General features: G+C 41.1%; 12 protein-coding genes and 1 pseudogene. 2 read left to right on the top strand and 11 right to left on the bottom strand.

Features of this window, described 5'->3' with window-relative positions:
- Positions 1 to 17: 17 nt before the first annotated feature.
- Together L1028_RS14840 and L1028_RS14835 are read right to left on the bottom strand one after the other, a co-directional pair.
- Positions 18 to 1,772, bottom strand: coding sequence for a copper amine oxidase N-terminal domain-containing protein (locus L1028_RS14840; RefSeq protein WP_234535070.1), 1,755 nt, complete (start codon positions 1,770 to 1,772; stop codon positions 18 to 20).
- A gap of 40 nt (positions 1,773 to 1,812) precedes the next feature.
- A complete protein-coding gene (locus tag L1028_RS14835; RefSeq protein WP_234535068.1) occupies positions 1,813 to 2,874 on the bottom strand; it encodes a hypothetical protein in 1,062 nt (353 codons plus the stop codon).
- Between the two features lie 338 nt (positions 2,875 to 3,212).
- Between L1028_RS14835 and L1028_RS14830 the strand changes: the two genes are divergently transcribed.
- A complete protein-coding gene (locus tag L1028_RS14830; protein ID WP_234535066.1) occupies positions 3,213 to 3,455 on the top strand; it encodes a helix-turn-helix domain-containing protein in 243 nt (80 codons plus the stop codon).
- 269 nt (positions 3,456 to 3,724) lie between these two features.
- Here the strand turns inward: L1028_RS14830 and L1028_RS14825 are convergent, their stop codons facing one another.
- The 9 genes and pseudogenes from L1028_RS14825 to L1028_RS14785 form a co-directional block, all read right to left on the bottom strand.
- Complete coding sequence (locus L1028_RS14825) at positions 3,725 to 4,486, bottom strand: GIY-YIG nuclease family protein (RefSeq protein ID WP_234535064.1); 762 nt, start codon at positions 4,484 to 4,486, stop codon at positions 3,725 to 3,727.
- Between the two features lie 284 nt (positions 4,487 to 4,770).
- Positions 4,771 to 5,592 carry a GNAT family N-acetyltransferase gene (locus L1028_RS14820; RefSeq protein WP_234535062.1) on the bottom strand — a complete coding sequence of 274 codons (822 nt, stop codon included), beginning with the start codon at positions 5,590 to 5,592 and terminating at the stop codon, positions 4,771 to 4,773.
- Between the two features lie 303 nt (positions 5,593 to 5,895).
- Positions 5,896 to 6,026: pseudogene (locus L1028_RS31685) on the bottom strand (DUF255 domain-containing protein); the annotation flags it as partial.
- 175 nt (positions 6,027 to 6,201) lie between these two features.
- Positions 6,202 to 7,401, bottom strand: coding sequence for an NAD(P)-dependent malic enzyme (locus L1028_RS14810; RefSeq protein ID WP_234535059.1), 1,200 nt, complete (start codon positions 7,399 to 7,401; stop codon positions 6,202 to 6,204).
- Positions 7,402 to 7,471: 70 nt separating this feature from the next.
- The gene (locus L1028_RS14805; protein ID WP_423803045.1) at positions 7,472 to 8,815 is read right to left on the bottom strand and encodes a 2-hydroxycarboxylate transporter family protein; all 1,344 of its coding nucleotides are present in this window, start codon (positions 8,813 to 8,815) and stop codon (positions 7,472 to 7,474) included.
- 179 nt (positions 8,816 to 8,994) lie between these two features.
- Positions 8,995 to 9,702 carry a response regulator gene (locus L1028_RS14800; protein WP_234535057.1) on the bottom strand — a complete coding sequence of 236 codons (708 nt, stop codon included), beginning with the start codon at positions 9,700 to 9,702 and terminating at the stop codon, positions 8,995 to 8,997.
- Positions 9,699 to 11,306, bottom strand: a complete 1,608-nt coding sequence (dcuS, locus tag L1028_RS14795) for a DcuS/MalK family sensor histidine kinase (protein ID WP_234535055.1) — start codon at positions 11,304 to 11,306, stop codon at positions 9,699 to 9,701. Before dcuS ends, L1028_RS14800 begins: the two co-directional genes overlap by 4 nt.
- 155 nt (positions 11,307 to 11,461) lie before the next feature.
- Positions 11,462 to 13,006, bottom strand: coding sequence for a flavocytochrome c (locus tag L1028_RS14790; protein WP_234535053.1), 1,545 nt, complete (start codon positions 13,004 to 13,006; stop codon positions 11,462 to 11,464).
- 266 nt (positions 13,007 to 13,272) lie between these two features.
- A complete protein-coding gene (locus L1028_RS14785; protein ID WP_234535050.1) occupies positions 13,273 to 14,559 on the bottom strand; it encodes a hypothetical protein in 1,287 nt (428 codons plus the stop codon).
- A gap of 240 nt (positions 14,560 to 14,799) precedes the next feature.
- Here L1028_RS14785 and L1028_RS14780 point away from each other — a divergent pair, with 240 nt between their 5' ends.
- The gene (locus L1028_RS14780; RefSeq protein ID WP_234535047.1) at positions 14,800 to 15,273 is read left to right on the top strand and encodes a hypothetical protein; all 474 of its coding nucleotides are present in this window, start codon (positions 14,800 to 14,802) and stop codon (positions 15,271 to 15,273) included.
- Positions 15,274 to 15,400: the final 127 nt, after the last annotated feature.

Here is a 15,400-nt window from a genome sequence, read left to right as displayed (position 1 = left end):
GTAGATATGGTTACGGTTTAGTTTTTATATTCAATAACCCCAAGATTATGAAGTGAAGCAAGATTTGTAATCCCAAACTCAAAATTGGGGTCCCACTTCAAATCTTGATGATTCAATAGCTCAGTTACAAATGCTTTTGAAGCATTGAGATAACTATCAGTTCTATTCAAACCTTCACTTTGGTTTTTGTAGAAATTGTATGTGAAGTAATACAAAGTTGGTTTCATGTCTTCTAGGGAAGCAATATTATTTAGTCCACCTGGTAAAATCTTATTGCTTCCTGCAATTATGCTAATTGCTTTACCATTTGCCATCATTTCATGAACCAAACTCTTGTTGCTAAGATTTTTAGCATCTTCCGACTGCATCATAATCATGGTGTAATAGTTCTTTGATAGAACTTTGTTCACAGTTTCAGATGTCATAATCTTTTCAGATGAGTCTGAACCAATAGAAGGCGCTTCGTCCCCTCTTTCAACTACCTTGAATTTTGTCTTAGTGAAATTACCTGCTCCATTAAAGAAAAAGTCAACAATTCCAGTTCCATTTTCTTTAGCAACATTATCCTTAGTGTAGTCTCCAGATACATTTGTTTTGACTTTAATGTCGCCTTGTTGGTTGCCATACAAACGATAATTCTTTAGGATGTTAAATTCTTTATCCAGACGTTGAAGGACATAGCTGTAATCATCTTTTTGGTAAAGAAGTCTACGTTCATCGTTTGGATCTCGGAAATCTTCTCCATCCTCAGGAGTTCCAGGGATAATTCCATAAGTTGGACTTGAGAAGTTTACAACTGGAATAGATTTTTGAGCATTACGTTTTGTGGTGTATTCATCAAATCGTTTTAAGTAACCTTCAATTTCACCCTTAGAAAGGGGAAGTCTAACTACTTTCCATTGAGGTTCAAAATCAATTTTAACTGTCTTTTCATCAAATACTGCGTAAGGGCTTATTTCTTTTTTGAGTTGAGCGGTATCATTTTTAAAGCTTGAATAGAAATAGTCTGTAAGGAAACGCTCTCCATTTAAAACTAAATCAAATCTGCTCATACTCCGATCTGGAAAAATGGTGGCTGTTTTACTCAAATAATTGAATGCCGGAACATCTTCAGAAGCTCCAAAGATTTGAATACCCAATAGCTTACCTGATTGCTTTGTAGAATCAGATTGTAGCCTCTGGTAGATATTAACCGCATCCTTTTCCTCTGTCACATCCAGCATTATGTTGTTTGTGCTGCGAAACTTTCCAATGTAGCTTTTAATCGCCATTATATCACCAGCAGAAACACTTTTGCTATTATATAGGAAATAATAGTAATCGCTTGCCGTAACTTCCCCTTGCAAAATAATCACCGTGCTAGTCAAAGCATCCCATTTCACATCAGCTCCAAGACTTTCTGCAATAAAACGAACTGGAACCAATGTGCTACCTTTGGCGATTGTAGCTGGTGCATCCAGAGTAACCGTTTTGCCGTTTATGTAAGCTTGCTTTTGATTAATGGTTAACTTAACCGTAGTTTCCCCTTTTAAGCCAGTAACAGTCTGTGTCTCCCCATCCCATTTAATCTCTGCACCAAGAGCTTCAAAGATTCCTCTCATAGGAACAAATATCCTACCATCAATAGATTGCGGGTTTACATCGAAATATAGCTGTTTGCCGTTGATTGTAGCTTTAATATCTTTGTTGGCTGCAAATGAAGCTGTTGGAAAAAGGGCAATTAACACCATTGCCAACCCAACCACCCATAGCAACCTAGGCGTTTTTAACATACAACATTCTCTCCTTCAAATATAGTAATTACAATATCCTCTAAGACTTGTTTTTCACAATGATAAAGTTATACGCATAATCTGTTTGCATTCCCAAACCTTCAAAGTTTGACATCATAAGCGTATAGGTATATCCGTCCTTGCTATATGTAGCCGTCTTCACATTTTCGGTTTCATTGAAATGTTGAGAAAGATAAGTTGAGATCTCTTCCACGCTAGCTGACGAATTTGTACCCAATATTGTGGAAGACATAAACTCAAAGAAATCCTCTGAAATTTGCTCATTTGAAGCTTCCAGTACGTTCACCGTATCAATTCCTTTATCCCCGATATGTACACCCAAGGTAATTTGATTATGCTTGATCTCATAGCTTTGCGGTGCATACTCCAGTTCTCTCCAGCCACCAATATTAATGAGTTGAGGCAATGTGCTAAAAACCCGGTTCATCCGCTCTGTAAACTGATCTAGTTGCACTGATACATCTTGTAGAGCATTTTCACTCTTCATCTCCGAACCATTAGCCTCATTAGTATTCAGTACAGTCGTTTTGATATCACTTTCGCTAAAACTATGCAGCCATTTTAATTCATCCATATAAACATAGTATAAATCATATTGGGCATTCTGATTTTGTTCTATATTATACTGTGCATAGATATACGTAGAATCACCATTTAATACATTCTTCCAATCCTTTAGTTCCTCTTGCCCCATGGATGAATCACCCACAATTCCTAGCACGGGAAGAATGGCATTACCGTTCCCTTGCTTGATAACTAAATTGGCACTGTCTAGCATATCTTCGTACTTCCCCGTATTCTTTATGTGAAGTGTCACTATCAGCTGATTGCCACTTCTACTAATCTCAAACTGGGAAAAAGTCAACGCAAAATTCAAATGAGTAAGTTCTACACTTTCTGGATTCTTAGCTGGAACTGAAGTAACAGCAGGCTCTTCTTGAATTGTCTCTATTTCGCTTCCATTGTTCTGGAACTCTGATGAGAAAGAGGTAGCTTCATCATTAGCAGAATTCCCACAAGCTGTAAGAGCAATTGCAAAAATTATGATTCCTGTTATAGTTCTTGCTTTCTTTTTCATCAATCGTTAACTCTCCATTCTAAATACAGATTAATTAATCCGTCACAATTTCTAAGGTAACTCCACCGCTACCACATTGTGGGCAGCTATTGTTGCCACAACGAGAACAATATACCTTAAAACAATTCGTACATTTGTACAAAGAATCCAGATGTTGCTTTTGATCTCCACAATTAGGACAATTTTTCATTTCACTCATGCTCCTCTTTGATTGGTATATGTTACTACTTCCAGTCAGATCATATCACAAAAAAATAGAGATTTACATCATTTTGTAGAGTATACTCCGTGGAAATATAGTTATAAACACAAGGATAATGAGTTCAAAAAGAGGTATCCCTTTGAACTCAGAAGCTATTTTTGGACAGATATTAAAAAGTATTCGCAAGAAGCAGAAGGTCAGCCAAGAAGAATTGGCATTCAGTAGTAATCTTGATAGAACATACATATCCATGCTAGAAAGAGGAATCCACCAGCCTACATTAAATTCATTACTTGCTATTGCTGCGGCGCTAGATATGAAAGCTGCTGAATTAGTCGGATTGGTTGAAGATGAATTAAATAAACAAAACGGAGAGACCTAATATTAGGTCTCTCCGTTTTGTTAAACAGTAATTCCATATAACGCTTGGGTATTTCAAAATATACTGCCACCTAAGGCTTGAAGGTAGCCACTATTAGGGTTACTTGAAGGATACGACTGATTCCGCTTCCTGCTTCTAAACTACTACAGGACCAAGGGGCGTAAGTCCCGCAGCGTGAATATTATGTTATGTGATGTTAGGGCCTTCTATGAAATTACCTTCTAGGTCAACCAAATAATAAACCCCATGCTTAATCTATCTTTAGATTATTATTTTTTTGTAAAGTAATTCGACTCCAATAATTGTTCGTAAATTTTTGCCATGTCAGCACTACGAACAGCTCTTAAAGCATTAATGAACGGTATACCAGTATTAAGTGTCATAATTCTTGCAGAATGCAAAAAATTTTCATAGCCTTCAAGAACAGGATTACTGGACAATTCCCTCAAAGAAAATCGAGCAGTAAAAGGAGAAGGTTCGGTTGATGTTAATAAATTTATTATTTCATAACTCTCTTTTTTTGCTCTTAACTGTCCGGCAATGCTACCAGAAACAGCATTCCAAGGAGGAAGAGACCCTCTGTTCAATCTGAAAGTTTCAATCAAAATTCCTTCAAGAATTTTAAGTTGTTCTCTAAAACTGTCTCTACCAAAGTCCCGAACTTTAACTTCAGCAGGATCGTATCCAAACCATTCGTAAATATTCCTCCTTGTAACCGCTTGACTTAACGGCGATTGAACAAAAATTGAAAATCCTATTTTATCATAATTATTAAAATACTCATTTATTTTTTCATATTTACAGCTAGAAGGATCTACAGGAATTAATCCATTATGTTGTTTAAAACGTTCAGTTAAATCTACAGCTAAACCAATATAGTATAATTCTTGTGTATAGTAGTTCCAGAAGCAATATATACCAGAAGATGCCCAACCATAACTATCATTTGGTGAGCATAAATCATCAAGAGCCTCTGCTATTTGACGCACTTCGTTACGATGATATGCGTCCATTATTATAGTTCCAAACATATTTCTTCTCCTTGTTCTCTACTAAAATTGTTAGCTTTAAGATATTAGCTCTAAAGAAAAATCAACTATGAACTATCATTTCATTTTAAGCCCTAATTTCACATAACGTTCGTGTATTCGCGACGTCCATTCCCCTTAGTTAGCTCTTATCTTAGGGGAATGGATGTATCTGCCTGATTACTCTTCTTCGAAAATACTTCTGGCAGATCAAGGGCCGAACGGCCCGCAGCACGAATATTGTGTTATAGGATGTCAGTCCCTTCTTCGAGTTAACCGGATAGATTCTATAGTTTAAACTCGTATCCCTTAAAAGTGAATTCCCTTTTAAATCCTACTATTCGAGCAACTGCATTTGATGGATAATTCACTTCCATACAGTCCCAATATGGTGTAAACCCATTAGAAAAACAATATTGCACAAAAGAATGAACAACGCTTTGTGCAAGTTTTTTTCCTTGAAAAGATTCAATTGTTTCAATATCAATTCCATGTATTTCATTGTAGCGAAATCCTGTAATGCATAGACTGACAATTTCATCTTTGTATAAAACACAAAATCCAATACCTTTTTCAAAAAAGTCATCTGCACTTTCCCAGAATTCCAATATTTTTGATTCTAATAACTCTTTATTCAGAATTTTATTTGTCTTTAGCATATCACTCGTTATTTTAGTAATAGCAAAATTGCGATCAACGTTATGATTCACCTGTTTTTTATATTCTCGTGGGGATAAAATATATACATTTTGATCCCATGACTTCAACTCTCTATCACTGAAGATTTCTTCGAAAGTTATATACCAACTTGAATGGTTACCAATACATTCAAACCATTTCAAGCCTAGTTCCCTCGCTTGTAAAGAGATTACCTCATCTATATAACTTCTAATTCCCTGATTAAATAGATCATTCTTTGAATCTCCAATAAAAATAAATCCATCCAAATTACCTTTCCAGATCATGGCGGAACGTGGTCTTTCAATATTATCAACAAATATTCTACCTGGATTTGAACCAACTACTATCGCCTTCTCTTCAATATTAACACCACGATTAACAATATCATTACACCTATAAAATTGACTTCTATCTAGTTCATAAATCATCTTGTCCCACCTTTTAGAATTGATATCATCATATATTGCTTTGTTGAATTTGCGCTGATTTCCTATAACGTAATATTCACGAAGTTCGCCAATCTACAGAATACAATTAAATAAACGAACAAACCGGGAATCTAATTGTCCTATAGACTATAATCTTATTATACTATGAAATGGAAAAATATGACGAATGGTATTCTTTCACCTCCAAACAAAAAGCCTCCGCCAATTCCAATGGCGAAATTATCTAAAAATTGATTCACGCGAACATCCCATCAGTGACATGCACGTTTGTGTCAACAACTAGCTAAACCCAATAGACAGGAAGACAGGTTTATTCTCTTGCTTAGCTTTGTCAAAAGCTTCTTCCGACCAAGGAAACCAGTTCATTGGGTTAGGAGCAGTTGCAGCAAGTACGGCGATTTCCCTTGGCTAATCTATTGAGTTGTTGTTCATTGTATGGGGCATCACCTCCTTGTCTTTTAGAACTTTTTGTTATGTATCGAGTTTTGCATACCCTTAAAAAAAAGAAAAACCCTTACATGACAGCTAAGGGTTTAAATAACTTCTTCACTTAATTTACATAAGCGCAGGCTCTTATAATAAGAGACATTAAATCAGAGAGCTTGTGGTTACTCTTTCTCCCATAACAATTCTTGCCACACCGCTCTTGAGCGCCGCACGAATAACCGCTTCCCGGATACGCTCCACTACCCGTGGATCAAACGCATTCGGCATAATATAAGTTTCATGAAGATCACTGGCGTTAATCACCGAAGATATCGCCTCTGCAGCAGCCAGTTTCATATCTTCATTGATTTCAGTGGCGCCACAGTCAAGGGCTCCACGAAAAATACCGGGAAAACAGAGAACATTATTGATCTGGTTAGGAAAATCGGAGCGCCCTGTCGCCATAACTTTGACGTAAGGCCCGGCAATTTCAGGATCAATCTCCGGAGTAGGATTGGCCATGGCAAATACAATCGGATCAGCAGCCATTCTTTTTACATCACCTAGCTTTAAGGCACCGGGGGCGGATAGTCCGATAAATACATCGGCACCCTGAATAACTTCAGATAAGGAGCCTATCTCCAGATGAGGATTCGTAATTAGTGCAAACTCGCTCCAATGCGGTTTATCGTAATGGACAGCACGGTTAATTGCACCCTGGCGGTCCACACCGATCAAATTTACGGCACCGGCATGGAGGAGCATCTTGGATACGGCGATACCGGCGGCTCCAATACCGTTCACCACTATCTTCACATTCTTAATGTCCTTGTTACATACTCTTAACGCATTCAAAATTCCAGCCAGTACCACAATCGCCGTCCCATGCTGATCGTCGTGGAAGACTGGAATATCCAGCTCCTGCTTAAGTCTCGCTTCAATTTCAAAGCAACGAGGCGAAGAAATATCTTCGAGATTAATGCCTCCGAAGGTAGGGGCGATTGCTTTGACAATCGCGATAATCTCCTCGGTATCTTTTGTATCCAGGCAGATTGGGAAAGCGTCCACATCTGCAAACTGTTTGAACAACGCTGCTTTGCCTTCCATGACCGGCATAGCTGCTTTGGGACCGATATCGCCAAGTCCGAGCACAGCTGTTCCGTCACTAACGACCGCCACCGAATTTTTCTTAATCGTATATTCGTATGCTTTATCTTGGTCTGCGGCGATAGCCTGACACACTTTAGCTACTCCGGGTGTATATACCTTGGATAAATCCTCCATGCTTCGAATAGGGTTCTTCAAGCCGGTCTCCAGCTTGCCGCCAACATGCATCTTCATTACTTCATCCATTATTTTCATTACTGTTCCTCCTGTTAATTGCAATATATTTTTCTCTATAAGCTTTCTGGCCGTATGCTTGACATCTTAATCAGCTCCAAAACCGCAATAGAATAGTTGCCACAATAACGGTGCTAACGCCGCCGATCCGGGTTGAGATCTGGGCAAAAGGCATGAGCTGCATACGATTGGAGGCAGAGAGAATGGCTACATCTCCGGTTCCACCCAAGCCGCTATGGCAGACGGTTACAATTGCCGCATCGACAGGGTACATATTGATTTTTCTTCCCACAAAATAGCCGGAAACCACCATGCTGAAGACTATGGCGAGGCAGGTCAGCACATAAGGTACAGAGATAATGGCAGCTACATCCTTCAGAGGAACGTACAGCATGCCCAAACCTACCATTAGCGGCCATGTCAGGTTACCAGCAACGAACTTATACAACTGGTAAGCTCCATTTTCGAATCTTTCGGGAAGCGCCTTGACACATTTGATCAGAACAGCCATCAGAATCATGACAATCGGTCCGGGTATCCCCACATAATCTGCAAGCAATGCCCCAACAATAAAGAAACTGCATGCGATCAGAAGTCCCGCACCCATCATCATGAAATCTTTGGGTTTGTTATCCGGATTGTCATGCTGTAAATCATCACCGGATTTGACTAGTGTACCGTTACCGCTTAGATGAGGCTTTTTCTCGCCCAGACGTTTCAGGAAGCCCGCCACAATGATGGCGAATACGTTGCCGATAATTGCCGACGGGATCATCTGCGATACGTAATAACCGGCTTCGTGTCCACCCAGAATGCTTGAGTATGCAATGGAGAGAGGAAGAATGCCTTCGCCGATTCCACCGCCAAGGATCGGTACGATAATAAAGAAGAAAGTATGATACATGCTATAACCTGTGAGCGTTCCTACCAGTAGACCGCCCAGAACCGCTGCAATCGTCCCGACGATCAGCGGGATGAAGATCCGCGTAATACCCGCTACCAGTGTTTTGCGGTGCATGCCGAGCATACTGCCACTCACCAGGATGGAGATGTACAAGTACAGGAAGTTGGCCTCTTTCATCAATGTGGTGACAGCGTCTGTCACGGAAGAGTTGAACAAATTTAAGTAAATCAGCAGGGATGGGATCATAAGAGCCATGATAGCGGGGCCGCCTATATTTTTCAACAAGGGAAGCTTCATACCGATATCACTCAGCAGAATACCCAGAACCATAATGACAGCGAACCCTCCAATCATGTCATTCGGTAGCTTCCCCGCCACACTTGCAAGAAGAATGACCACTGCCAGAGCTAGATACACAGGAAGCGGAAAGGCACCCACCTTAAATTGCTTACATTTTTGAATGAAGGCAGCCTTTTCTGGCAGGGGACCTTCCTTTCCTTTGGAAACAGGTGTTGGAATCGCTTTTTGCATTTTTCATTTCCTCCTAAACTCTTTTCTAGCCTTATAGTAGCGGAAATGAAAGCGCTTTTGTTTTTACGTAATTATTGATTGAATTATGAAAATTATTAAAGTAAGCGCTATCAAAAAATAAGTAATTAAAAACCGCCGATTCCTTATAAAACACGGAACCGGCGGGCCACTCCAAAAAGTTATATAAATTTAGAAATCACAGAACTGCCGCGGGAAGACATACGATATCGCTGTACAGGCCTTCCTATGGTGCCATAGGTCAATTCACTGTTCAGCGCTCCCATATCCGCGAGGACGGCAAGATATTTCCCGACCGAAACCCGCGAGATTCCGGAACTAACTGCAATCTCTTCAGTGCTAAAGGAATTTGCATTATGGGTCTCCACCGCTTTCCAGACCGTCCGCAGTGTGTGCCGGGTAAAGCCCTTGGATAAATCCTGAACGGTCGAGGGCTCTTTCCTATACCCGGTTAGCTTATCCAATTCAGACTGATCCAGCGAATCCTGATTGCGGAACAGAAAATGCTGTTCCTTGTAGGCGGAAAGGGCTGCGAGAAAGCGTTCAAACTCAAACGGTTTAATAAGATAATCGACTGCACCGTTCTGAAGCGCGTCTCGGATACTGTCCTTATCGCTCGCAGCTGAAATAATAATCACATCTATTCGTTTGCTGCCTCGACGGAGTGCGGACAGCAGTTCCAATCCATTGCTCTCTTTCATGTAAATATCCAGCAGAATCAGCTCGAAAGACTCATCTGCCAATTTGATCAGTGCTTCACCCACTGATTTAGCCCAGCCTTTACACTGAAAACCTTCTACTTGCTCCAGATAAAATTTATTCATCTCGGCTACCATCGGATCATCTTCTACAATCAGTACACTAATCATTGACCATCACTCTTTGCTCGATAGGGTAAACTAACCGTAAATCGGGTCCCTTCTCCCTTTCCCGTTTCACAAACAATCGCACCTCCCATAGCTTTAAGGCTCCGCTCAACCAGATACAAGCCAACGCCTCGATCATTTCCTTTTGTCGAATAACCCTGTTGAAAAATATACGGCAATTTCTCATCTGGGATACCGCTTCCATTATCACTAACCGTAACTATCAGCGTCTTATCCTGAAATTGAAAGCTGAAATGAATACATTTGCTGCCCGTACCTTCCGGTGCTTCCATTGCGTTATCCAAAAGATTACCGACTATCGTAATGAGTTGGCAGGATCGCTCCGGATCGCTAGGCTCCGGCAGAACCCCATCCTCCAGAAGCACCAGCCGAATTCCGGCTTCTCTGGCCCGACTCAGCTTACCCAACAGAAATCCGGCCATCACAGGATCCTTCACTTGTCTCACCACCGTACCCATCTCTGCCTGTGTTGTTGTGACAGTACTTGTTATATACTCCTCCAACCGATCATACCTTTTCATATGCGTTAATCCTAATATTACATGCAGCTTGTTCATAAACTCATGCGCCTGGGCACGCAATGCCTCGGCATATAAGGAGATGCCAGATAATCTTTCCATAAGTATGCTGATCTCCGTCTTATCACGGAATGTGGCAATTGCACCTTCTACAGCTCCCTTTACATGAATGGGAACCACATTTGCCAGTAACGTAACGCCGCTATGCTCCACCTCCAAGTCCTGGCTGGCTTCACCGGTTTTGAGCACAGTATTCATCCGCAGTGATGGCCAAAAGCTCTCCACCGACTGGTTCAAGGGATCATCCTGCATGCCAATGGCTGCAAGCAAACGCCTGGCTTCTGTATTAATCAAAGTAATACGTGACTCTTTATCAACGGCAATGACTCCCTCCCTAACTGACTGTAGCATGGAGTTGCGCTCTTCCAAAAGCTTAGCAATAGCGGCCGGTTCCATGCCAAACATCATTTTTTTGATGACACGTGCTAGCAGAAATGCTCCCGCAGCCCCTATTAGACTACCTATAAGCAATCCCCAATATAGGATTTCCACGTTCTCTCTTATGGCAAGTCTGATGTTTCCCAGTGATATCCCAACCGCCACCGCTCCTAATTGTTTCCCGCTTGCAGAGAAGACAGGTGAAAACGCTCTTACAGATGGGCCCAAAGAACCCTCGGCTTCCGAGATGCTTTCCCGCCCCTGCAAGACTGCGGCTTCATCGCCACCGATAAAATGCTTACCAATTTTGTCCTTGTCCGGATGGGAATATCGGATCGCATTCATATCCATGACCACAACAAATTCCACATTGTTCAACAATCGGATTTCCTCAGTGTAGCTTTGCAATTCAGACGAGCTGCGTGATTTGTTTAACGCTTCAATAATTAGAGGGTTACGAGATAAAGTACGGGAAATGATCACAGCCTTTTGTTCCAACGAGGATTTTGTTTGTGAGGAAACCTTTATACTAAATAGCATATAGACCACTAGCAACATTATGATAAGAACTGCACCAATCATCAAAGTAATTGTAGTTTGCAGCCGAAGTGTGTGTTTGCCAATTTTCATCAGCTGTCCCTCCGGAAATTTTTCTTCATTCTAACGTATACGTGTAAGGATGGCTATGACCTTATACGCTACACCGTTATAATAAAACAACAAACGCATGGCTAAGATGAGCCCAAGCGTTTGTTTGCCTAGCCGAAAAGAGGCAGGGGGAATACTTATTGAGCTTTTACGAATTCAGCGGATTTCATACCCGTTTGGCGGCCGAAAATAATAATTTCCGCAACAGAGTTACCGCCGATCCGGTTTTGACCATGCAAGCCTCCGGTAACTTCGCCTGCTGCAAAAAGCCCTGGAATTGGTTGTCCGTCTTTATTTAAAACTTCTGTGTTGGTGTTAATTTTCACGCCTCCCATCGTGTAGTGAATTCCAGGGCCGATTTTAATTGCATAATATGGCGCGCCGGACAAGTCATTGTCCATTCCGGTTGTTCTGCCGAAGTCGGCATCCTGTTTATTCGTCACCGCGCTGTTCCAGGTGTCAAGTGTAGTTTTCAACTGATCTGCCGGTACGTCCATTTCTGTTGCCAAAGCCTCGATCGAATCTCCTTGGATAACGAAGCCCATTTTTTCATATTGTTCAATCGCTTTAGCGCGAGATTTTACGCCGGAATCAAATACAAGAAACGCAGATTTCTCAGGAAGCTTATTGATTGCAGCGGTGACATTATCTCGTGTATCCAGTTCGTTTGTGAAACGTTTGCCTACACTTGAAACCAGGATCGCTCCTTCCCCACGAACAGCCTCCCCAATGAGATAGGACTTTTCCTGCTGCACAGTCGGGTGAACTTGGATTTGATCCATATCGACTGTGATACCGCCGAGCTTCTCAATCATCTTGATACCGTCACCGGTGCTGCCCGGCTGGTTGGTGGTAACGTACCCCTCCAAATCAGATCTGACTCCTGAAATCATGTCTAGATTGGCGCCGAAACCACCGGTTGTCACCACGACAGCAGACGCTGTAATCGTTTTCTCATCAGTTTGGTCAAAGATGACTTTGACGCCATTGACCTTACCGTCTTTTTCGGTTATTTCCTTGACATTTGCGTTAACAAATAGGGGAATGCCTTGTTCTTGTACGTTTTTCACCAAACCTTTGACAAGGTATTGTCCTACTGCAGAGCCATCTTCAGGACGGTGTGTGCGTTTTTCGTTCATTCCGCCTGTAATCGTGATATTATTCAATCTAATCCCGATAGAATCCAGCCAATCAATCGCACTTGCGGAATTGTCTACGAAGAAACGAAGCATCTCTTTATCGTTCGTATCATGGCCACCTTTTAAGGTCTCTTCATAAAACAGATCATTGCTGTCTTCAATGCCTTGCTCTTTTTGAAATTTCGTTTCAGAAGCATTCATTCCCGAAGATGATTTTGTTGTATTCCCGCCGGCAACCGGCATTTTTTCAAAAATAACCGGGTTCATCCCTTTTGCTCTCGCCTCAAGTGCAGCAGACATACCGGCACCGCCTGCACCGATAATGATGATGTCATATTTTTCTTTTAGTTGATCGTACGGTGTATAGCTAGCTTTGGATGCTCCCGAAACGGCTTCAGTTTCCTTTGTCTCGTTGATCTTGCTGGTGTTCTTGCTGGTGTTCTTGTTCCCGTTTCCGTTGCTGCTGTTGCTGTTGCCACATCCTGTGATAACAAGCATGACTGAGAGAACGAGAATAAGAGCAGTGGTTACTTTTTTATTCATGTTATAGCTTTACCCCCTTGTGAATATTTTTACAATCAGCTTAACGGCAAAGGCCCTGCCCTTGAAAGTTTATGTAACTAAAAAAAACGTTTTGTAACTAAAGTAATCACTGCAATGGGTATGAAAGACCACAGGTTAGGGGCATAGCTCAAAAAGAAGAGCCTTTAGGCTCTCCTTCGAACAACGTCTGGCGCTTATATTTAACAGGAAGAAAAAGGTTCTATACGTCTTCATATTGAAGAAGGACAAAATTTAGTAAGTTCTAATCATATTATTAATAATTCCAAACTACTCAACTCCACCACATCTCTGCTAGTGGCCTTCACAGCATAATTACAATCTAACTTCCCGCACAGCACATACTTCTTCTGCCCAGGATCATACACATAGACGGGTGTTAATTCGAACCATCCCTTGAGCTTGTCATAAGCTTCGTCATGGCTCACAGCAATTTCCCCTTCGCTCTTGAACTCATCAAACGTATCGAGCATTGGCTTGTTATCCATATAATTTATAATCTTATAATTCTGCACATCGATGAACAGGAGGATCTTACGCTGGAATATACGATTACTTGGCGCCTTCATCCTCAGTGTTGCCTGAATATGTCCTCTTTCCCGTTGTAAAGTCTTCAATATCCATTCTCCGGATTCATCCGGATAGAGCTGGCTTAAACCAGCTTCGACTGCGGCTATACATTCGGCTTGTTCTGCATCTGTGATAGGAAATGAGTCCGGATGCGGCTCACTAGCTATTGCCTGCTCAATGGGAACTACCTCAAGTAGACTTATCTCCTTCCTTTCGAACGGCTCCAGTTCCGTATTCTGTTGCTCCCAATGCATTACTTGATCAATATTTAGTCGTTCTCTCGTACCTGATATAAACTCAAATGGGATCGTGGTTGTTCCGTCATTTGTAATGTAGATTTCTTCTATCCCATAGATCGGCAGGAGTTGCTTCGTCTCGTACACCGGATATTCTAAAAGCTGTAGTTGTTTCCTCGCCTGTGGCTCTATCGTTTGAAGTGTGAGAGTATAGTTCTCTTTGTGCACAAGGGAGCTGGAAGGAAACTGGCCATATACACTGTAAAAAACAAGCCTACCTTCCGCATCGAAGCGAAGCTCGATCCGTCCACCAGGAGTGACTGGTATGCTACCTATTTTTTCAATAAAATGATATTCTCCAATCTGTTCCTTCTCTAAGTGGAATTGTTTACCGTATACCACCCTTGCCTCAGCTTCAATCCACCGGATAACTCCGTTAAAATCCATATTTTGGAATGGTGTCCCATTCGCATAAGTTTTCCCGCCAACAAAAATCACACTTTTATAGTTGCGGGATTGTAGGTCAATCGTGATGACGGCAGTTCCTTCCGGATTGTAATCGCCCTTCCATTCCTTCATATGAGCAGGAAACCATTCCATACTAAGAAAATAGTTGGTCTCTCCCAGCATCGTAACGTCGTGATAAATTTCATGAGAATGTAAGTAGTAGTTGTCCAATCCATATTTTTGCTGTGTAGTATCAAGCAGTTCTTTGATTCGAATATCCATAATAGTGCACCCCATAAAATTAATGCCTACATCATACCATTACTTAGCTTTGATTATGAAGCGCAGCAGCGAATATTGGAGGGGATTGTTATCCAAGCTCATGCAATGGGCTTTGCTGATGTTCAGAAAATGATCAGTAACTTGAGTTTTAATAATACAGAGTTAATAAAATTTTGCACAACCTTCACCAGAATTCTATACGTGAATAATGACCAAATATTTTAATGGAGGTAAATCATCATGAATGACATCATCGATGGAAATACGGAATTAATACAATTTTTCCCACTTCCAGCGCATCTTAATAGTAAAGATATTGCTTGTATTGTAACTGTTGCTTATGCAGAAGAGCAGGGACCAAATTTAACGGGCCTCATAAATGCTCTATACTCCAAGGGATATACGAACCTTGATCATCTACTAAATTCCACATGGAAAAAATTATACCAAGTTCCGAGGTTGGGACACAAAAGACTGATGCTTCTACTTCGTTTACTAGAACGAATTTCTGCAGATCCCAAGACCATAGAAAACCATTCAATTGTCCCTCGTGTTACAATGCAGAGTAAAAAGGAAATGAAAGAATTTACTTTAAAGAGGATTATAAAGAAGTATAACGAAACATCTGTGGTGGTAATAAGTGAAGCTACCGAAAAAGAAGCTCGTATAAAGAAAATTAAAGATAGACTCCGTGAAATGGGGTTGATCATATAACAAAACCCCGCCAGTATAATGTAGTGTACTCTTTGAATTGGGAGGGCTAAATAAGAGAAGGAGCAATAGAGGTACATTCTTTTACTTACCTTCTATTGCTCCTAATTACATATTTTTTTCAATGTTT

This window comes from Paenibacillus pseudetheri (genome assembly GCF_924513355.1).
Taxonomy (GTDB): domain Bacteria; phylum Bacillota; class Bacilli; order Paenibacillales; family Paenibacillaceae; genus Paenibacillus_AQ; species Paenibacillus_AQ pseudetheri.
Note: the sequence above shows the minus strand (reverse complement) of the source record. Positions and strands in the feature narration are given on the sequence as shown.

Coding starts and splice junctions, on each gene's coding strand:
- L1028_RS14840 (WP_234535070.1), bottom strand. CDS start 1,772: ATGTTAAAAACGCCTAGGTTGCTATGGGTGGTTGGGTTGGCAATGGTG.
- L1028_RS14825 (WP_234535064.1), bottom strand. CDS start 4,486: ATGTTTGGAACTATAATAATGGACGCATATCATCGTAACGAAGTGCGT.
- L1028_RS14820 (WP_234535062.1), bottom strand. CDS start 5,592: ATGATTTATGAACTAGATAGAAGTCAATTTTATAGGTGTAATGATATT.
- L1028_RS14810 (WP_234535059.1), bottom strand. CDS start 7,401: ATGAAAATAATGGATGAAGTAATGAAGATGCATGTTGGCGGCAAGCTG.
- L1028_RS14805 (WP_423803045.1), bottom strand. CDS start 8,815: ATGCAAAAAGCGATTCCAACACCTGTTTCCAAAGGAAAGGAAGGTCCC.
- L1028_RS14800 (WP_234535057.1), bottom strand. CDS start 9,702: ATGATTAGTGTACTGATTGTAGAAGATGATCCGATGGTAGCCGAGATG.
- dcuS (WP_234535055.1), bottom strand. CDS start 11,306: ATGAAAATTGGCAAACACACACTTCGGCTGCAAACTACAATTACTTTG.
- L1028_RS14790 (WP_234535053.1), bottom strand. CDS start 13,006: ATGAATAAAAAAGTAACCACTGCTCTTATTCTCGTTCTCTCAGTCATG.
- L1028_RS14785 (WP_234535050.1), bottom strand. CDS start 14,559: ATGGATATTCGAATCAAAGAACTGCTTGATACTACACAGCAAAAATAT.
- L1028_RS14780 (WP_234535047.1), top strand. CDS start 14,800: ATGAATGACATCATCGATGGAAATACGGAATTAATACAATTTTTCCCA.